Source organism: Marinobacter santoriniensis NKSG1, from assembly GCF_000347775.1.
Taxonomy (GTDB): domain Bacteria; phylum Pseudomonadota; class Gammaproteobacteria; order Pseudomonadales; family Oleiphilaceae; genus Marinobacter; species Marinobacter santoriniensis.
In genome coordinates this window covers 1136460-1154882 of record NZ_APAT01000015.1, presented here as the reverse complement: position 1 = coordinate 1154882, position 18423 = coordinate 1136460, and the positions used below count along the sequence as shown (strand labels likewise).

The window sequence follows — 18423 nt, the reverse complement described above, 5'->3', positions numbered from 1 at the left end:
GGACCTAGCTGTTATCCGGCCGTTGGGCACCGGTTTTCAGGCGTGAGAAAGTCGCTGGAACAACGCCGAGCCAGGATGCGAGCTGGTTGTCCGGTACTCGCTTGACCAGTTCCGGGTACTCGTCGATGAGCAGCTGATAGCGATCCGAGGCTGGCATGGTGTGTTTGCGGAATTCCCGCATGCTGGTGAGTTCGGCCAGTTCTTCCGTCAGCGCCAGAGCGAATCGGGGCCAGAGTCCGTCGCCATGGGCCTGTATTGCGGAGCGGAACTCCGCAAAATTGGCCACCCACAGAGTGGCGGCGGACGTCGACGTCAGGCAAAGCGTGTTGCGAACCGTCCGGGTTCGCCCGAATACCGGCCAGACCAGGTCGCCCTCGGAGAAAAAATGATGGATGGCCACCTTTCCACCGGGTGCCTCCCGATACAGACGAAGGATGCCGTACTGGATCAGGTAGACGTTGGCCCAGGGTTCATCGTGTTTCTCGAGATTGGTTTCCTGCTCGACCCGGCGCTGATGGAACAGGCGAGTCAGATCGCTGAGAAAACGGGACTCCGGACTGTTCTGCCGGTCGCTCAGGCGAATGCCGAACACCCTGCTGAGACCATTGAGAAGAGCGGTTTCTGCTGTGGCGCTGTCGCGCTGGATGATGTCAGGGTTTTGATCACCCAGCATGCAGGGCGCTGACGCAAGATCCGACCTGAAAATGCTGTTCATCGTGACGACCCGGTAATGACTGTCAGGGCCTCTATGCTAGCAGAAAAGGGTCGCTTGAAATGACGTAAATCATTAAGGCTTCGTCATGCTGTGGTAACCTGATCGGCGCCTGCCGCGGCAGTGCCGGTGCGCAGATCCAAAGGCCTGTTGCTAGAATTGCCGCCTCCGTACCGCCGTAATGATCCTGGAGTATTGATGACCGCCGCGCTGGCCCTGTTCGTAAAACTGATTCCGCTGTATGTCACGGTCGCCCTGGGGTGGGTTGCCGGACGTTACCTGGAGGCCAGCGGTCGCCACATTGCCGGGATCATGCTCTATATCGTGACACCGTCGGTGGTGTTTTCCGGCGTGATGGCTGCGCCCCTGTCGCCGGAAGTCGTACTGTTGCCGTTTCTGACCTTCGGGTTGTGCTCTGTCCTGGCTCTGGCGCAACTGAAGTTCGCGCAGAAAGTGATCACCGATGGCAGCGCCAGTATCATCCCGCTGTGCGTTGGATCGGGAAACACCGGCTATTTTGGGGTTCCCGTGGCCCTGCTGCTGTTTGGCGAAGAAGGATTGGGGCTTTATATCGTCTGCATGCTCGGAACCACGCTGTTCGAGAATTCGCTCGGATTCTACCTGGCGGCAAGAGGGCGTTACGATCTCAAGGATGCGCTCCGGCGGGTGATTCGTCTGCCGTCGGTTTATGCGTTTCTGGCGGCGGTAGCCCTGAATCTTTCCGGGGCGGCTATTCCGGAGGTGTTCGTCCCGCTGTTTGATAACCTGCGCGGTGCGTACAGCATTCTGGGGATGATGATCATCGGCATGAGCATCACCAGTTTCCGGGGGCTGGCGGGCAATCTCCGCTTCACGGGGCTGGCCTTCATCGGCAAGTTTGTCGTGTGGCCCTTAACCGCGATGGCCTTCTGGTGGCTGGACGCGAATGTATTCGGCATTTATGGCGCGGCCGTTCACAAGGCCATGTTCTTGATTTCCATTACACCGATCGCTGCCAACACAGTGGTGATTGCAACCCTGCTGGACACCGCCCCCCGACAGGCGGCGGGCACGGTCCTGCTCACCACCCTGTTCGCCCTGGTGTTCATTCCGGTAATGATTTCACTGGCCTTCTGAACGGTGGGGCTTACCGTGCGCCGGGAGACGGTTCGGCGGTCGATGGTGCGCTGTCCTGGCTCCGTGCGTTCATCATGTCCTGGCGTGCATGGCGAACCACACTGGTGCCGGCCGTAACGGCCAGGGTGCCCATGACGGCAGCCACCACGAGGTCCGGCCAGGCGCTGCCGGTTCCGAAAACGCCGAGTGCAGCACCGAGGACGGCCATGTTGGAGATCGCATCGTTGCGGCTGCAGAGCCAGACCGACCGCATGTCGGCATCGCCCTCACGGAACCGGAACAGCATGACCGCGACGCCGATATTGACCGCCAGTGCCAGAAGGCCGACCACGCCCATGGTCAGGGGTTCCGGGGTGCTTCCGGTTTTCACCATCCAGAGGGCGCGGCCCCAGACAAAAAGGCCGAAAGTTGCCATGGTCAGGCCTTTTACCATGGCGGCGCGGCCTCGCCAGAGCATGCCCATGGACAGCACGCTCAGCGACAGGATGTAGTTGGCGCTGTCACCAAAGAAATCGATGGCATCGGCCATCAATGACACTGAGCCGGCGCTGAGGCTGGCCAGCCCTTCGATAACGAACATGGCGAGGTTCAGCGCCAGGGCCACCCACAAGGCTTTTCGAAAGCCGGGTGCCGGGCCTTTGGGTTCGGGAGCGGAGCAACTGCAGGCCATGGTATCCTCCTTCTGAAACACCCGAACAGTAGACACCCTGTAGCCACTACAGGGTCAAGTGCCCGTTATTGATTTCCCCGGCGGTGGGTACCCGGTACGTGGGTGTGTGAGGGCTTTGGATCGAGCGCCTCAAGATCGGCATTCAGGCCATCGAGAATGCCGCATTCCCGAACGGTGCGATTGTCGGCGCAGGCCGCCTGTAATGTCAGCAGGGTCTGTTCGAGACTCTGTAGTTCCCGGAGACGCTCCCGGACGTGATTCAGGTGACGGGCCAGCAGGGCATCCACATCGCTGCAGTCAGCCTCCGGTTGTTCCGCCAGACGAATCAGTTCCCGGATTTCCTCCTGGGCCATGTCCAGGTTGCGGCAGCGTTTTATGAAAAGCAGCCGGTCCAGATGGGCGGGGCTGTAGGATCGATACCCGTTGGCGTTGCGTTCGGGCTCCGGGAGCAAGCCGATTTTTTCATAATAGCGGACGGTCTCTACCGGAATTCCCGAGCGTTTGGATATATCGCCAATTTTCATGACCACTCCATGACGGGCACAGGGATGTGATTGCCAGGCCCGATTATGATGCATATCAAAGGTCGGTTAATCTGTGCCGATAATACGTGTTCTATCATTGTAAATGGGTCACAGTGAAAGTGACATTTTTACAGGGGAAGGAGAGACGCTATGAAAGATCTGAAGCCTCTTTTTTTGGGAGCCTCACTGGTTCTGATGCCGGCTTTGGGGCTGGCCCACGGTAACGGGGACGATCATGACGGATATGGCCCCGGCATGATGAACCCTGAGCAGATGCAGGAAATGCACGAGAACTGGTCCCGAATGCAGAACATGATGCAGCAGGTCCCGGATGCCGGTTCGCGCGAGGCCCGCGAGCGCCTGATGGAACGACACATGGATGCCATGGAGCAGCAGATGGAGTTGATGCATGGCGGCATGATGGGGTACGGCCCCGGCATGATGAATAACGGTCAGGGCATGATGGGCAATAATCGGGGAATGATGAACAACGGTCAGGGTATGATGGGCAATAATCAGGGAATGATGAACAACGGCCAGGGTATGAAGAACAGCCAGGGTGCTCAGGGCCGAAATGCGGACAACGAATCGCTGAATTACGATCAGCGTCTGCAGCGAATGGAAAACCGGCTCAACCAGATGCAGTTGATGATGGAGCAGATGCTCGAACATCAGCGTCTGGAGGGGCGTAACTGATCTCTGTAAAGACCGCTCACTACGCTCTGAACGGAGGGCCATGTGCTTGACAGACTGCAACGCCGGCTTGGCCTGCAGACCATTCCCGCCGTGTTCTTCACGTCCGCCGGGACCGCGTTCCTGTTCGTGGTCCTGGCAATCCCGTTCCAGCATGAGGTTTCCCGAAGTTTCGGGCTGCTGACGGCCTGGGTGGCCGGAAACCTCGGGTGGTTCTACATCCTGTCTGTCTCAGCGCTGCTTGTTTTCCTGCTGGGGCTGGCGGTGAGTCGTTACGGTGAGATCCGTCTTGGCGCCGACGACAGCCGTCCCGACTACTCGAACCTCACCTGGTTCACCATGCTGTTTGCCGCAGGCATTGGAACCATCCTGATGTTCTGGGGTGTGGCCGAACCCATTTCCCATTTCGGTGATCCCCCGTTTGACGGGGTTGTTGCTGATTCCGCCGGGGCAGCGCGGGATGCCATGACGATCTCGCTCTATCATTTCGGTCTGCACACCTGGACCATCTTTGCGATGCCGGGGCTGGCCATTGGCTACTTTGCCTATCGTCATGATTTGCCCATGCGGATCAGCAGTCTGTTCTATCCGATACTCGGAGAGCGGGCCTTCGGGCCGCTAGGATGGGCCGTGGACATTATCGCGGTGCTGGGCACGCTGTTAGGTGTTGCCACCTCGCTGGGGCTGGGGACGCTGCAGCTCAGCAGTGGACTGACGTACCTGTTCGGCATTCCTGCCACCGGAACGATCTGGGTGCTGCTGATTGTCCTGATATCCGGGATCGCGGCGACCTCCGTCGCGCTGGGCCTGGATAAAGGTGTCAGACGCCTCTCCCAGCTCAATATCCTGCTGGCGATGCTGTTGCTCGGTTTTGTCCTGGTGGCCGGCCCGACGGTGTTCATCGCCAAAGGTATGGTGCAGAGCATTGGCGACTATCTCGACGCCCTGCCGTGGCTCTCGTTCTGGACGGAATCGTTCAACGGCACAGACTGGCAGCGCCGGTGGACACTGTTCTATTGGGCCTGGACCATTTCCTGGGCACCCTACGTGGGCATCTTTATCGCACGGATTTCCCGGGGACGGACCATTCGGGAGTTTGTCTTTGGCGTGCTGTTTGCGCCGACGGCGTTCACCCTGATCTGGTTTGGCGTCTTCGGTCTGTCCGCCATCCATGTCGAGATGAGTGGCCAGATCGGACTTGCCGAACAGGTCCGGGCGGACCCCTCGGTCGCGATCTTTGCCTTTCTTCAGGCATTGCCCTGGACGGAGCTGGCGTCGCTACTGAGCGTCATTATCATCGTTATTTTCTTCACCACGTCCTCGGATTCCGCGTCGCTGGTCATCGACATGCTGACCCGGCGGGAGGACCAGCCGTCGCTGGTTCGCCAGAGAATCTTCTGGGCGGCTGCCCAGGGCGTGATCGCCGCCACGCTGTTGCTCGCCGGTGGGCTCGATGCGCTCCAGAATGTGATTACCTCACTGGGCCTGCCGTTCTGTGTGTTGCTCGTGTTCATGGCGGTGTCACTGTTCCGGGCGCTGAGAGCGGACTACCGGGGCTACACAGTTAACGACCTGGTAAAGGGAAGAGCGTTTCCGGAAGTGGAAGCGTCTCCTTCATCCAGACAGGAGAGTACGTATGTATCGGAAGCTGCTGATCGCAATTGATCCCGAGGACGATGTCGAGGGTCAGCGGGCGCTGAAAGCCGGAACGGAGCTGCTGGCAGCGGGTGGCGAAATGCACCTTGCCAGCGTCTACGATCCCGGTGGTGGCGGATTTTTCCCGCACGTGACCGAGGCAGCCCCGGAAGACAAGGAGGCAAAGGTCCGGGAATCTCTGGACCTGATTGCCCGGAAATACCTGCCGCACCCGCTCAACGCGACCTTGCACGTGGTGGCGGGTACTCCGAGTGAAAAACTCGTCGCTCTGGCCGGGCAGTTGTGTGTCGATCTGATTGTCCTGGTATCCCGGGGCGCCAGCGGTCGCTGGCCGCTGCGCCGGGCCACCGTCGAGTATGTCACCGTCAACGCGCCGTGCGCGGTTCTGGTTCTGCCGGTTGTGGACAAGCCGGAGGCCGACGGTGAAAGCGTTGCTCATTCAAACAACGAGAGCTGACCGGAATCGGTTGAGATCACTGGTATCAGCAATGCACCTCGTTCGGACAGCCCTGCGGTGTGCGTTCCCACTGGATGGTTGCGTGCCGGATGTTGAAATCGTGCGCCAGCATCTCCGTCGCGTCCTCGATCATCTGGTCGTCATCGGAGGGATCCGGTTTGACCAGATGCACCGTTAGCGCGTTTTCGGTGGTACTGAGCGCCCAGATGTGAAGGTGATGCACGGAATCCACGCCTGGCAGCTCGGCCAGCCGTTGTTGTACCGCCTGAGGATCAATGTCCCGGGGCACCGCATCCACGGCCAGATTGACCGAATCTTTCAGCAGCTGCCAGGTGCCGATAAAAATGACCGCTGCAATGACCAGGCTGACCACTGGATCAATCCAGTTCATGCCGGTCGCCATGATGACCAGGCCGGCGACTACCACACCAACGGAGACGGCGGTATCTGCAGCCATGTGCAGGAACGCACCCCGTATATTCAGATCGCCCTCCTGGCCCTTCATGAACAGCATCATTGTGATGCCATTGATCAGTACGCCGATGCCGGCGACCACGATGACGGTCATGCCGGCAACGGAAGCGGGTTCGGTGAAGCGCCGGATGGCCTCCCAGGCAATGCCGCCAACGGCGGCGATCAGGAACAGCGCGTTGAACAGGGCCGCCAGAATGGTGGTTTTCTTCAGGCCATAGGTGTTCCGGTCGGTCGCTTTCTGGCTGGCCAGCCAGCTCGCGGCCCAGGCCATCAGAAGGCCAAGCACATCACTCAGGTTGTGACCGGCATCGGCCAGCAGGGCGAGCGAGTTCGACAGGACCCCATAAATGGCTTCAATGGCGACGAAGGCGACGTTGAGAAACACGGCCAGGGCAAACGCCCGGTTGTGGGTGTCAAAATGATGGGCATGATTGTGGCCATGTCCGTGACTGTGGCCGTGATCATGATGGCTGTGCATGGAAACCTCTGTGTCTTCCGGTTCGTGACTGGTCTGTATTTAAAACCCTGTAGTTAATACAGGGTCAAATCACGATGGCGGTTGTTCCCGTGCCAGCTGTTCGAGATCGTCCCGAATCTGTCCAGGCGGCATGCTGTCAGGCCTCAGAAGCAGACGGGCTTCGCCGCTGCGGTCGAAAACGTAGACCGCGCTGCTGTGGGACACCTCGTAGTTGCCATGGTCATCCGGTTCGTCGTAACCGAAGGTGGTGCGATAGCGGCGGGTGAGATCGCGCAGTTCCGCTACCGAACCGGTCATGCCAATCACCCGATCGCCAAAGAATCGGACATAGCTGGCCAGGCGCTCCGGCGTGTCCCGTTCCGGATCGACGCTGACAAAGAGGGTCACGATGTCGTCCCGGGTGGTTTCGGGCAATGCCCGAACGGCCTGGCGCAGGTCGGCCAGCGTGGTGGGGCAGACATCGGGACAGGATGTGTAACCGAAGTAGAGCAGGCGGATCTTGCCGGCGGTCTGATCGGCGGTTACTGACTGGCCCCGGGTATCGGTCAGGGTGAACGCCAGGTCCGGCATCAGGTTCTGGATGTCCTTTCCGTGCCAGTCCGGGCCGGGGTCGGAACAACCGGCAAGGACAACAACAAGCAGGAGAAGGGCCCGGTGATGGGTCATGGTGCGCTTCCTTGGGTAATGGCTGGTTGAACCGCGGGCTTTTCATCCGCATGCATGGCCCGGCGAAGCAGCAACAGGATTCCGAGAATGCTCATCATGGCCGGCGGAATCCAGGTGAGCAGCCCGCCGAGCAACTGGTCGGTTTCCGGCGCCATGGGCCAGGCCCGGCCGCAGACTTCGTAGACGTCGTAAACCATGCCGCGGGAGAACACGATCGACGCGCCCAGGACCATCTGGGGTATCGCGACAAGGGCCAGGATCAGGATGCGCTTGCCATGACCCAACGCCGCAGCGGTGACCGGAGAACGTGGGTCGAACATCAGCCACCAGAACAGAAGGCCGTCGACCAGCATGCTCCAGTTCATCGTCCAGTACAGCTGGCGTGACAGCATGGCGTTGAAATGCACCGGCGGCCAGAGCCAGAAATAGATCAGACCGACAAACAGGACAGGCGCCACAACAGGATGCTGGACAGTGCGATACGCCATCGCGACCGGCCGCAGCCAGCGCCGACCTGCGGGCGATATCCGTGCATGCCAGAAACGGAGAATCGGGAGGGGGTTGGAGAGCGCGATCAGAAACGGTCCGATGTGGTGCAGGATCAGGTGCTGGCCCCGGTGGATGAAGAACATGTACTGGGCGTAGTAGTCGAACCGGGTCTGCATGACCGCGTAACACAGCAGCACGCCGATCGTGAAGGTGAAGACGCGTAGCCGACCGGGACGTTCGTCGGGGGGTAGCCGCGGCAGGGCATAGCCATACCCCAGCAGGGTCAGTGCAAACGCTACCAGGGTCAGGGGCGAGACATCGTAAGGCGCGAGAAAATCCAGATCGATCATCGAAACCACTCTGTGTGCAATCGCAGCCAACCGGGTTTATCTTTTTTATCAGGCTACCTTGAGTCTTGACCCCCACCTTGCGCTTTGCAAGGTGAACGACGACCTTCCTGGTGGAGATGTGTAATGGCCCGATTCAACGAGGGGATACCCGCGCCCTCGGTACTGATTTTCGACTGGCATGGCACCCTGGTGGATACCCATGACGCCATGTTCAGTGCCATGGAGGAGATGCTGCCCCAGCTCGAGGAACTCGGGCTGGTTGATCGGTTGTTGCCGGAGGAACAGTGCCGGACGGAAGACGATGCCCGTCTGGTTCGCTACATCCGGATCTTCCGGCGTCTGCACCCGCGGATCCTGGCGGAACGGAGGGTTTCGAGGACGGATATCTTCAATGCCATTTTCGGTGACGACAAAGACGCCAAGCTGATCGCCCACAAGGCTTACAACGCGGCGTATCGGAAATGTTTCGGCCAGGTGAAACCCTTTCAGCCCGGCGCCTACGAATACCTGTCGGCCCTCAAGGCCATGGGGATTCGCCTTGCAGTGTCCACCAACCGCAACCGGGAGTTTCTCGACAAGGAACTGAAAACCGTCGACGAGGGCCGGTGGCAACGTCTCTTCGATGCGACGGTCTGTGCGGACGACGTCACCGAATACAAGCCGGATCCGGAGGTTATCCTGAAGGCGGTGGAGAAGCTGGACCTGCCCGCGGACAGTCGGGCCTGGTACGTCGGCGACAGCTATGTCGATATGCTGACGGCCCATCGGGCAGGCGTTTCCGGCGTGTTCTACAACGGGGCCTGTTGGGAGCAGGACCGCATTGAAAGCTGGTTCACCAGACGCGACGCGCCGGCCGCGATACTGGACAGCTTCGAGGATCTTCTGGACCTGCTGGCGTTGCTGGAGCGGGAGCACCCGGCGGCCTTCGAGCAGGCCCCGGCCGAAGTCCGGCCAAGACCCTTCCCGCCGCCCGAGCGTCCGGAACCTCGCATAGAGCCGGACTGGCACCCGGCGGTGGTCAAACTGATCCGGCCTGCGGTGGTGCTGTTCGACTGGCATGCCACCCTCGTGGACACGCTCGATGCGATGTATCACGCCGTGGACGATATGCTTCCGGACTTTCACAAGCTCCAACTCATGGATCGGATGGTCACCCCGGAAGACAGCAAGACGGTGGAGGATGCCAGACTGGTGGGCTACGTTCGGGAGTTCGCCCGACTGCACCCTAAGGTCAAGGCAGACCGGAAAATTTCGAGGACGGATATTTTCGAGGTGCTGTTTGGCGAAGACCAGGAGGCAAAACAGATTGCCCACAAAGCCTTTAACCATCACTACCGCAACCACTACGGCACGGTTAAGGCGTTTGAACCCCGGGTCCGGGACGTCCTGGAGGGGCTGAGAGGACTCGGCATTCAGGTGGGCGTGATCACCAACCGGGACCGGGAGTTCTTCGAACACGAGCTGGCTGCCGTTGAAGGCACCGGCTGGTCCCACCTGTTCGACGTGGACGTGTGCGGTGATGATACGCCCCTTCGAAAGCCGCATCCGGACCAGCTGTTGCTGGCGGTCCAGAAGCTGGATTATCCGCCGGATCCGAGCGTCTGGTATGTGGGCGACAGCACCACCGATGTGATTGCCGCCAAGCGGGCAGGTCTGACGTCGGTGTTTTTCAATGGCGCCCAGTGGGACCAGGGGTGGTTGAACAAGATCTTCCCAGGCACCCACAAACATCCGGACAAGCCGGACGTGGTGGTGAATGACTTCTCGGAGTTCTGGGCCCTGGTGCTGGCCTGTGAAATCGGGCCGCCCTAGAGTTCCTCGAGATTTTCCAACAGGTACTCCGCTCGCCGGAGCAGGGCGGTACGCTTGTCCGGGTTCTGTTTGTCCCAGTTCCGGTACATCATGCCCATCCTGGGGTTGCCGGCGAAGTCGTCGCGATGGCGGTCGATGAAGTGCCAGTAGAGCGCATTGAAGGGGCAGGCGTCGTCTTCGGTCGATTTGTTCACGTTGTAATGGCAGTTGGCGCAATGGTCTGACATGCGGTGGATGTACTTGCCGCTGGCGGCGTAAGGCTTGGAGCCGAGGTAGCCGCCATCGGCGTGCATGACCATGCCCAGCACGTTGGGCAGCTCGACCCAGTCGTAGGCGTCGGCGTAGACCGCCAGGTACCAGTCGCAAATGTCTTCCGGTTTGACACCCGCGAGCAACGCGAAATTACCGGTCACCATCAGGCGCTGAATGTGGTGGGCATAGGCATTTCGGCGTGTGGCGTCGATGGCCTTGTGCATGCAACGCATCCTGGTTTCGCCGGTCCAGTAGAACCAGGGCAGGGCACGGCTGTTGCCGAGCCGGTTTTCCTGTGCGTATTCGGGCATGTGCAGCCAGTAGATGCCCCGGACAAACTCTCTCCAGCCAAGGATTTGGCGGATGAATCCTTCCACTGCATTGATGGGCGCTCGACCGGCATACCAGGCCTGGGCCGCCGCTTTACAGACGGCGAGCGGGTCCAGCAGGCCGCAGTTGATATACGGTGAGAGAGTCGAGTGGAACAGCCAGTCTTCGCTGTCGGAGATGGCATCCTGAAAATCGCCGAAGCAGGGCAGGGCGAAGTCGATAAAGTGCTCCAGCGCCGCGTCGGCATCCTCGGGGGTGACCGCGAAGTGAAAATCGTCGGTGGTGCCGAAATGATCGTCGAAGTGCTCATCTACCAGATGGATGACGTCTCGCGTGATGGCGTCCGGTTCAACCCGGAACGGTGCCGGCGCCGGGGGCTTGCCGGACCACTTTTTCCGGTTGTCGGCATCGAAATTCCACTGGCCGCCTTCGGGGCCGTTCTCCGGGCTCATCAGCAGCCCGGTCTTTCGCCGCATCTCCCGGTAGAAGAACTCCATTCGCAGCTGCTTGCGCCCTTCGGCCCAGTCCGCAAACTCCTGTTTAGTGGCAATAAATCGGTCATCGCCGCGGATCTCCACTGGAATGTCGAGACGTTTGTGCCACTGTTCAATCTGCGCATGCAATCGCCATTCGCCGCACTCCGTGGTAATCAGCCGCTCCGCCCCGGTTTCCCGGATCTGCTTCGCAATCACGTCTTCCAGGCTCTGGTGAGGATTATCCGGGTGATAGGCCTGGTAATGCACCTCCCAGCTTGAGTCTCTCAACCGCTCGGCGAAATGGCGCATGGCACTGAACAGCAGAACCAGCTTTTTCTTGTGGTGATTGGTGTAGGAGGCTTCTTCATGCACCTCCGCCATCACAATACGGTCCCGGCCGGGCTCGGCGCCGTTGAGGGCACTGATGTCTGTGGTGAGCTGGTCGCCAAGAATCAGAATCAGGTTGGCCATCGGAAAAAGGGTTCTCCATTTTTTGCGCTGCCTATCTTCCCCAAAGGGGGTAGCCAGAATACGCCAAGGGCACAAGAGTGGTTCAGCGTCCGGACTGCTAAACTCAACCTGTAAACCAACTGACCCGCATCAACCACCGTATGGCCGGACTCCGCCATAATCGGCTCAGTTTCCGACCTTTCGATCAATCCCGACCATCCCGAGTTTTCACTATGGCTTCCGACACTGCCTTTGCTGCATCCACCAACGAGCTTCCCGCCTTTATCTGGGACGATGCCCTGATTCGCCGGTACGACCTCAGTGGTCCCCGCTATACCTCCTATCCGACGGCGGTGGAATTCACGCCGAATTACAGCGTTGAGGACATGGTAAAGGCCGCCGGCCGCAGCAAGGCCAGTGGTCGGCCGCTGTCGCTTTATACCCATCTGCCGTTCTGTGCACACCTCTGCTACTACTGTGCCTGCAACAAGGTGATCACCAAGAAGCGCGACAAGGCCATGCCCTACGTGGAGCGGGTGCTGAAAGAAGCGGCCCTGCAGGCGAAACTCTTTGGCGCGGACCGACCGGTCCAGCAGCTGCACTGGGGCGGTGGTACGCCGACCTTCCTGCCGCGGGATGTGATGCAGCATCTGATGGCCGGGTACGCCGAACTCTTTAACCTGCAATCCGGCGATGACCGGGATTACAGCGTGGAGATCGACCCCCGTGAGGTCGATCAGGACACACTGCCAACGCTGTGGGAACTGGGTTTCAATCGCATCAGCCTCGGTGTGCAGGACGTCAATCCGAAGGTCCAGAAAGCGGTCAACCGGATCCAGCCCCGGGACATGACCGAAGCGGTGCTGAACGAGGCCCGGCGCCTTGGCTTCCGCTCGATCAATCTGGACCTGATTTACGGTTTGCCATACCAGACGCCGGAAAGCTTCGCCGAGACCCTGGAAGCGGTGATCGAGATGTCACCGGACCGGCTGTCCGTGTTCAGCTACGCGCATTTGCCGGACCGGTTTTATCCACAGACCCGGATTCAGGCAGAGACCCTGCCGACGCCGCAGCAGAAGCTGAGTATCCTGCAAAACACCATCAACCGGTTGCTGGATGCCGGCTACGAATACATCGGCATGGATCACTTTGCCAAGCCGGATGACAGCCTGGCCGTGGCGCAGCGGGAAGGTCGGTTGCACCGAAATTTCCAGGGCTATACCACCCACGCAGACTGTGATCTGGTGTCCCTTGGCGTCTCTGCCATTGGTCAGACCGACGATGCCTACTTCCAGAACAATCACGACCTGCCAGCCTGGGAGGCCGAAATCGACGCCGGCCGACTGGCCGTTATCCGGGGCGTTGGGCTGACCCGTGACGACCGCATCCGCCGCTGGGTGATCGGCCAGCTGATCTGCCAGTTCCGGCTGGATCGTCAGCAGTTTGCCGATGTCTGGCAGGAAGACCTGGATCGATACTTCGCGGATGAGCTGACCCGGCTCAAGCCGATGGTGCAGGACGAACTCATCGCCGACGATGGTCAGACCCTTCAGGTGCAGCCGGCCGGCCGCCTGCTGATCCGGGCGATCTGCCAGATCTTCGACCTGTATCGCAAGGAGGGCGCCAGCCAGCGCTTCTCGCGGATTATCTAAGCCGGGGCAGGGACCCGGATACAACAAAGGGGCTGCCGGTGGCAGCCCCTTTTGCGTTCTGGCTGGCCCGGATTTGTCAGGCCTCATACAGTTGCGCGGGCGTTTTGAACTCGTTCGCCAGATCCTGGAGAACCCTGGCCAGGCGAGCCTGTTCGCCGGTCACCTGAGTGATCTCCTGGGAACCAGTCAGGGTCAGGATGGCCGCTTCGCTGACGGATTCCATACTGCCGGCCAGTTCCCGGGTCACGGCGACCTGTTCTTCAGATGCCGTGGCAATCTGACTGGCCATGTCCGAGATGCTGTTGACGTCGGTCAGGATGTCGGCAAACGTCTGCTCCATCTCGGAAGCCTGTTCGCTGGTCTCATGGGCGAGCTTGTGACTTTCCATGATAGAGCGGCTGGCATTGTCGGTAATCGCCTGGAAGCCGCCGATGATCTCTTCGATCCGGGTGGTGGATTCATGAGTCTGCTGGGCCAGGGTGCGGACTTCGTCGGCGACCACCGCAAAGCCGCGACCATGTTCGCCGGCGCGGGCCGCCTCAATGGCCGCGTTCAGTGCGAGCAGATTGGTCTGGTCCGCGACCTGGCGAATGACATCCACCACATCGCTGATGTTGGCACTGCGTTGTTCCAGTTCCTCAATCACTTCGTTCACCTTCTGAACGGAATCCGCCAGAGACCGGATACGGCGCACGTTGCCATGAAGCACTTCTTCTCCGGTCCGGCTCTTCTCCATGGCACTCCGGGCAGCATCCGCCACCTGTTGGGTGTTGCGGGAGATTTCCTCGGAAGTGGCAGACATTTCCTCGGTCGCCGCGGCCACCTGCTCGATCTGCTGCTGCTGGTTTTTCACCTGGCTGGCGTTTTGTCCTGCCGTGGAGCTGGTTTCCTCGGTGGCGGTTGCCAGCTGTACGCTGGACCGGTCTATGTGGAGCAGGGCATTGCCGAAACGACGGAACAGTTCGTTGATGGCTTGCCCGATGACGCCCACTTCATCCCGGCTGGAAATGTCGATTTCCTGGCGCAGGTCCTTGTTGTCCATGGCGAAACGGACGCCGTTGAGCAGGTTGCCCACCTGCTGGTTGATAGCCCGGACAATGACAATCATCAGCAGGATGACGCCAAGGACGGCGGAACCGGCGATCGATCCTGCCACGATCAAGCCCTGACGGGCATCGGACAGGCGTTGCTCGGCCATTGAGAGAATCCCGGCCAGGAGTTCGCTGCGTCCCTGGTTCAGGGTGCCGATGCGCAAGGTAGTGGCATCGAACCACTCAGCCGCATCCAGTGCATACATACCGGCGGAACTGCTGAACAGAGTGTCGCGCTTTTGGTAAACATCCCGGCTGACCGCTGTGTTCGCCAGGCCCTCGAGCGTTGCCCTCGAATCGGATTCCGCCGGCAACATGGCCAGTGCCTGGCTGGTATAGGCCTGTTGCTCGCCGGCCAGTGCAGCAATGCGTTGAAGCGCCGGCAGGCTGAAATCGCCACTGCGAATCAGTGAGGCGCCCGCAGCCCGCTCCCGGCCGGCACGCTCTGCGGACTCCGCCAACGCATGGTAAGCGGTGACCTCGCGGACGAGCTCCGGGGCGTTGGCGCGACGCAGGATCAGGGCGGCACGGTCGATCAGCTGAGTAATCAGTGAGGTGTACTCTGCGGCCGAGTCCCCGGCAGACACACCGTGTTCATCAACGGCGCGGCGAAGGCCGCCCAGGTCCCGCAGTTCAGCATCCAGTGCCTGGATGCTGTGCCTGACGTCCTCGGGAAGCACGGAATTGGCGGTGAGCGATCCGAGCCGGGTGTGGTACTCGGTGAGTCTTTCGTCGGTTGCCCGGCGCTGTACCGCAAGATCGGCACTGGCCTGACGGGCGCCGTCGGAACCGGGCTTGCTTGCCAGGAAGACCGCCGAACGACCGCGTTCTTTCTGCAGGGACTCGGTGACCGGATCCCCGATATCAGCCAACTGGATCATGGTGTGCAGCTCGCGCATATCACGCAGTTCGCCGATGTTTACCAGGACGGTCTTACTGGCGAAATAAAGGATGACCAAAAGGGCGGGCACCATAAGGGTGATCAGCTTGCCTCGCATGGAAAGGTTGTTGATGAGTGTCATGTCTCTGTTCCAGGAAAAGTGCATCTGGAGAACATTGTCCCCGTTAATGCCGGGTGTCAGCTATTCGCTCGAAGGGGTAGGCGAAGGGGTAGTGGGCGTTCTGTAAGTGTTTGTAATGTCGAGGTAAGTCGTTGATCTGTTGTAGAAGGGGATGTCAGGTGTGAAGCAGGACGGAGTACCACCCAGGGAGTAGGCGCGGCACCGGTGACAAAGGTCAAGGCCCTTTGGCGGGCTACACGATAGGCTGCGGCCAAGGCTTTCACTGGAGAAACCAATGGAACTTGTCTGTCCCGCCGGCAGTCTGCCGGCCCTGAAAGCGGCCGTTGATCATGGCGCCGATGCCGTCTATCTCGGCTTCCGCGACAGTACCAATGCCCGGCAGTTCGCGGGTCTGAATTTCAACGACCGGCGCGCGGCTGAGGGCATCGAGTACGCCCATGCCAGGGGTTGCCGGGTGTTCTGTGCCATCAACACCTATCCCCAGCCGGACGGCTGGGAACAGTGGAAAGCGGCCGTTGATCGTGCGGCGGGCCTTGGTGTGGATGCCATCATCCTGGCCGACATGGGGTTGCTTGAATACGCCGCCAACCGACACCCCCATATCCCGCGCCATCTTTCCGTTCAGGGCTCAGCCACCAGCCACGAGGCCCTGTCGTTCTACAAGGACAATTTCGATATTCGTCGGGCCGTCCTGCCCCGGGTGCTCTCACTCGACCAGGTAAAAGGCGTCGCCAGGCAGAGCCCGGTCGAACTGGAAGTCTTTGCCTTCGGCAGCCTGTGCATCATGGCCGAAGGTCGGTGTTACCTGTCCTCGTATCTCACCGACGAATCTCCGAACACCCGGGGTGCCTGTTCCCCGGCGAAAGCGGTGCGCTGGGAGGAAACTCCCGATGGCCTGGAATCCCGGCTCAACGACGTACTGATTGATCGTTACGGGCGGGGAGAGTCGGCCGGGTATCCCACGTTGTGTAAAGGGCGATTTGAGGTGGAGGGCAGTGTCTATCATGCCATCGAGGAACCGGTCAGCCTGAACACCCTCGATCTCCTGCCTGAGCTCAAGGCACTGGGGATCAGTGCGGTCAAGATCGAAGGCCGCCAGCGAAGTCCTGCCTACATCGCCGATGTGGCCCGTACCTGGCGCCAGGCCCTGGATCGGGTTCAATCCAATCCCGATACGTTCGTCACCCAAAGCGAGTGGAATACCACGCTGGCGGGGCTTTCCGAAGGTGGCCTGACCACGATTGGCGCCTACCATCGCAAGTGGAAATAAGGTTCTGCACTTGTCACTGGCCCACCTGTATTATCTAGTCGGTTGACGCCAACGAGAGTTGATGCTGAATGATACTGCGCAGCAGGGGTGGACTGATTGGCTTCTGAATCATGTGGAGACCACTTGCCCGCGCCTCCCGCAACTGTTTTGGATCAGTTGTACCTGAAATGAGAATGCCTGGGATCTCCCGTTGGTAGCGATTCCTGAATTGGCGAATCACTTCAATACCGTTTTCCTGATTCTGCAGGCTGAGATCTGACAGAATCAGATGCGGCGCCGGCGCATCGTGTTGTTTCAGTGCCATAGCTTCCGAGTAGCTCGTTGCTGTGTCGACCTTGAACCCCCAGGCAGTGAGCAATGTGTGCATAGCGTTCAGGATGCTGGGGTCGTCGTCAATCACCATCACTCGTTGCCCCGGGTTCTTCAGGAGTGCGTGTTGATTCTCAGATACAGTGTGACCGACGGACTCCTTATCTCCTATGGGGACCTCCAGACTCATGACGCTACCCCTGCCAACGGCCGAGCGCAGGGTGAGCGGATAACCCAGTAGGTCACAGAGGCGCCTTACAATGGCCAAACCGAATCCAAGCCCCTTGTCGTTACCGGTTGTTCCAGATTGCAATTGCTGGAACTCCATAAAAGCTTTTTCCCGGCTTTCTTTCGGGATCCCGATGCCCGTGTCCCATACCTGAATCAACACCGAGGACTGTCGTTTTCTGGCAGAAATCAGAACGCCCCCATGCTGGGTGTAGCGCAGGCTGTTGCTGATGAGGTTTCTGAGAATTCGCTGCAACAGAGCCCGGTCAGATTCGATGGGGCAGGAAACGGCGCGCACGCGCAGACGGAGCTGTCTTTTTTCGGCTTCTTTCCGATATTCCTCCTGAAGGTCTTCAAGGCATTGGCGAATATCAAAATGACTCAGTTCGGGATGGACCACATTGGCATCCAGCCGGGACATATCAAACAGGGCGTCAAACAGCTTTCGCAGGGCCTCGATGGAGACGTCGATGCGTTTGAATATTCGCGATTGCTCGGCTGCCGGTTGTGGCTCTTTCAGGGCATCAAAGAACAGGGACAACGCGTGCAGAGGTTGTCGAAGGTCGTGGCTGGCGGCCGCCAGAACGCGGGATTTCGCGTAAACGGATTCCTCAGCCTCTTCGGTTTTAATTTTCAACTGATCTGCGAGTTCGGCGCTTTCGTGCCGCAGGATCATTTCGGAATGCACAACCGAGTTCAGTTTTTTGACAAACACCACGCAGGCCAGCAGGGCCAGAAACATCATTCCCGAAAGTGCCAGGTAGGGTAACGTCCCCACCATTGCCAGGCGCACCGTCAACGCCAACAGGATTGGAAGGCCGTAAACGTAGTACAAAGGTAGCCAATGGGTGCCTGCCGATATGGATCCTATGCCAAGGGTAACCGCGATAGTAATGGTAAACACCTGATGAGGTGGCGACGATTCGGCGAAGAAGTTCAGGATTGCAAAGGCCCAAAGCAGCCCCAGTGATAGCGAAATCATCAGCATACGCCGGCACCAGCGACCGGATTCCCGAAAGTCAGACTGCTTCTTCTCATAGGCCGTTGATGCCAGGTAACGAATCCCGATCACGGTCAGCACCAGCAGCAACCAAACCAATAAAGAAGTGCGGCCGACCTCTGGCCACAAAATCCCTGCAAACGTAATTGGAACAACGGTGGTGAGCAGTGCCGTTCGGCCCATACTCTCGATGTAAGGCTCAAGCGCGGCCTGAGCGGTTCGTTGTTCGATTTCGCTGGCGTTCAT

The 18423-nt window shown here is 59.6% G+C and carries 16 protein-coding genes; 7 read left to right on the top strand and 9 right to left on the bottom strand.

Translation table 11 applies throughout. The features are described from left to right. Positions 1–4 precede the first annotated feature (4 nt). The gene (locus tag MSNKSG1_RS11095) at positions 5–715 is read right to left on the bottom strand and encodes a Crp/Fnr family transcriptional regulator (protein WP_008939364.1); all 711 of its coding nucleotides are present in this window, start codon (positions 713–715) and stop codon (positions 5–7) included. Positions 716–910: 195 nt separating this feature from the next. Here MSNKSG1_RS11095 and MSNKSG1_RS11090 point away from each other — a divergent pair, with 195 nt between their 5' ends. After that, complete coding sequence (locus MSNKSG1_RS11090; protein WP_008939363.1) at positions 911–1828, top strand: AEC family transporter; 918 nt, start codon at positions 911–913, stop codon at positions 1826–1828. A gap of 10 nt (positions 1829–1838) precedes the next feature. On the opposite strand, the gene MSNKSG1_RS11085 is transcribed toward MSNKSG1_RS11090, so the two are convergent. Then, complete coding sequence (locus MSNKSG1_RS11085; protein ID WP_008939362.1) at positions 1839–2498, bottom strand: cation diffusion facilitator family transporter; 660 nt, start codon at positions 2496–2498, stop codon at positions 1839–1841. Positions 2499–2563: 65 nt separating this feature from the next. Beyond that, the gene (gene cadR, locus MSNKSG1_RS11080; RefSeq protein ID WP_008939361.1) at positions 2564–3022 is read right to left on the bottom strand and encodes a Cd(II)/Pb(II)-responsive transcriptional regulator; all 459 of its coding nucleotides are present in this window, start codon (positions 3020–3022) and stop codon (positions 2564–2566) included. A 150-nt stretch (positions 3023–3172) separates the two neighbouring features. On the opposite strand from cadR, the gene MSNKSG1_RS11075 reads away from it, so the two are divergent. Genes MSNKSG1_RS11075 through MSNKSG1_RS11065 form a run of 3 tightly spaced genes read left to right on the top strand, consistent with a single transcriptional unit; the run spans position 3173 to position 5828 of the window. Beyond that, positions 3173–3718 (top strand): hypothetical protein, encoded by a 546-nt coding sequence (locus tag MSNKSG1_RS11075; protein WP_008939360.1) that lies wholly within the window; start codon positions 3173–3175, stop codon positions 3716–3718. A 42-nt stretch (positions 3719–3760) separates the two neighbouring features. Next, complete coding sequence (locus MSNKSG1_RS11070) at positions 3761–5380, top strand: BCCT family transporter (protein WP_008939359.1); 1620 nt, start codon at positions 3761–3763, stop codon at positions 5378–5380. Then, entirely contained in the window at positions 5352–5828 is a 477-nt protein-coding gene (locus tag MSNKSG1_RS11065; RefSeq protein ID WP_008939358.1) for a universal stress protein, read from the top strand. The genes MSNKSG1_RS11070 and MSNKSG1_RS11065 overlap by 29 nt, the downstream gene beginning before the upstream one ends. 25 nt (positions 5829–5853) lie before the next feature. Here MSNKSG1_RS11065 and MSNKSG1_RS11060 read toward each other — a convergent pair whose 3' ends face one another. From MSNKSG1_RS11060 to MSNKSG1_RS11050, 3 genes are all read right to left on the bottom strand, one after another. Next, positions 5854–6780, bottom strand: a complete 927-nt coding sequence (locus MSNKSG1_RS11060) for a cation diffusion facilitator family transporter (RefSeq protein WP_008939357.1) — start codon at positions 6778–6780, stop codon at positions 5854–5856. Positions 6781–6849: 69 nt separating this feature from the next. After that, on the bottom strand, positions 6850–7446 hold the full coding sequence (locus MSNKSG1_RS11055; protein ID WP_008939356.1) for an SCO family protein: 597 nt from the start codon (positions 7444–7446) through the stop codon (positions 6850–6852). Then, positions 7443–8285, bottom strand: coding sequence for a cytochrome c oxidase assembly protein (locus MSNKSG1_RS11050; protein ID WP_008939355.1), 843 nt, complete (start codon positions 8283–8285; stop codon positions 7443–7445). Before MSNKSG1_RS11050 ends, MSNKSG1_RS11055 begins: the two co-directional genes overlap by 4 nt. A 123-nt stretch (positions 8286–8408) precedes the next feature. Here MSNKSG1_RS11050 and MSNKSG1_RS11045 point away from each other — a divergent pair, with 123 nt between their 5' ends. Further along, a complete protein-coding gene (locus MSNKSG1_RS11045) occupies positions 8409–10097 on the top strand; it encodes an HAD family hydrolase (RefSeq protein WP_008939354.1) in 1689 nt (562 codons plus the stop codon). Here MSNKSG1_RS11045 and MSNKSG1_RS11040 read toward each other — a convergent pair. Continuing rightward, positions 10094–11626 (bottom strand): cryptochrome/photolyase family protein, encoded by a 1533-nt coding sequence (locus tag MSNKSG1_RS11040; RefSeq protein WP_008939353.1) that lies wholly within the window; start codon positions 11624–11626, stop codon positions 10094–10096. The two genes, MSNKSG1_RS11045 and MSNKSG1_RS11040, sit on opposite strands and share 4 nt — an antisense overlap. 212 nt (positions 11627–11838) lie before the next feature. Between MSNKSG1_RS11040 and hemN the strand changes: the two genes are divergently transcribed. After that, positions 11839–13257: an oxygen-independent coproporphyrinogen III oxidase gene (gene hemN / locus MSNKSG1_RS11035; protein WP_008939352.1), complete on the top strand. Its 1419-nt coding sequence runs from the start codon at positions 11839–11841 to the stop codon at positions 13255–13257. 76 nt (positions 13258–13333) lie between these two features. On the opposite strand, the gene MSNKSG1_RS11030 is transcribed toward hemN, so the two are convergent. After that, on the bottom strand, positions 13334–15370 hold the full coding sequence (locus MSNKSG1_RS11030) for a methyl-accepting chemotaxis protein (RefSeq protein ID WP_008939351.1): 2037 nt from the start codon (positions 15368–15370) through the stop codon (positions 13334–13336). 274 nt (positions 15371–15644) lie between these two features. Here MSNKSG1_RS11030 and ubiU point away from each other — a divergent pair, with 274 nt between their 5' ends. Beyond that, on the top strand, positions 15645–16640 hold the full coding sequence (ubiU, locus tag MSNKSG1_RS11025) for a ubiquinone anaerobic biosynthesis protein UbiU (RefSeq protein WP_008939350.1): 996 nt from the start codon (positions 15645–15647) through the stop codon (positions 16638–16640). A 34-nt stretch (positions 16641–16674) separates the two neighbouring features. Here ubiU and MSNKSG1_RS11020 read toward each other — a convergent pair whose 3' ends face one another. Further along, the gene (locus MSNKSG1_RS11020) at positions 16675–18423 is read right to left on the bottom strand and encodes an ATP-binding response regulator (protein WP_008939349.1); all 1749 of its coding nucleotides are present in this window, start codon (positions 18421–18423) and stop codon (positions 16675–16677) included.

Coding starts and splice junctions, on each gene's coding strand:
- MSNKSG1_RS11020 (WP_008939349.1), bottom strand. CDS start 18,423: ATGAACGCCAGCGAAATCGAACAACGAACCGCTCAGGCCGCGCTTGAG.
- MSNKSG1_RS11030 (WP_008939351.1), bottom strand. CDS start 15,370: ATGACACTCATCAACAACCTTTCCATGCGAGGCAAGCTGATCACCCTT.
- MSNKSG1_RS11045 (WP_008939354.1), top strand. CDS start 8,409: ATGGCCCGATTCAACGAGGGGATACCCGCGCCCTCGGTACTGATTTTC.
- cadR (WP_008939361.1), bottom strand. CDS start 3,022: ATGAAAATTGGCGATATATCCAAACGCTCGGGAATTCCGGTAGAGACC.
- ubiU (WP_008939350.1), top strand. CDS start 15,645: ATGGAACTTGTCTGTCCCGCCGGCAGTCTGCCGGCCCTGAAAGCGGCC.
- MSNKSG1_RS11075 (WP_008939360.1), top strand. CDS start 3,173: ATGAAAGATCTGAAGCCTCTTTTTTTGGGAGCCTCACTGGTTCTGATG.
- MSNKSG1_RS11060 (WP_008939357.1), bottom strand. CDS start 6,780: ATGCACAGCCATCATGATCACGGCCACAGTCACGGACATGGCCACAAT.
- MSNKSG1_RS11050 (WP_008939355.1), bottom strand. CDS start 8,285: ATGATCGATCTGGATTTTCTCGCGCCTTACGATGTCTCGCCCCTGACC.
- MSNKSG1_RS11055 (WP_008939356.1), bottom strand. CDS start 7,446: ATGACCCATCACCGGGCCCTTCTCCTGCTTGTTGTTGTCCTTGCCGGT.
- MSNKSG1_RS11040 (WP_008939353.1), bottom strand. CDS start 11,626: ATGGCCAACCTGATTCTGATTCTTGGCGACCAGCTCACCACAGACATC.
- MSNKSG1_RS11095 (WP_008939364.1), bottom strand. CDS start 715: ATGAACAGCATTTTCAGGTCGGATCTTGCGTCAGCGCCCTGCATGCTG.
- hemN (WP_008939352.1), top strand. CDS start 11,839: ATGGCTTCCGACACTGCCTTTGCTGCATCCACCAACGAGCTTCCCGCC.
- MSNKSG1_RS11065 (WP_008939358.1), top strand. CDS start 5,352: ATGTATCGGAAGCTGCTGATCGCAATTGATCCCGAGGACGATGTCGAG.
- MSNKSG1_RS11090 (WP_008939363.1), top strand. CDS start 911: ATGACCGCCGCGCTGGCCCTGTTCGTAAAACTGATTCCGCTGTATGTC.
- MSNKSG1_RS11085 (WP_008939362.1), bottom strand. CDS start 2,498: ATGGCCTGCAGTTGCTCCGCTCCCGAACCCAAAGGCCCGGCACCCGGC.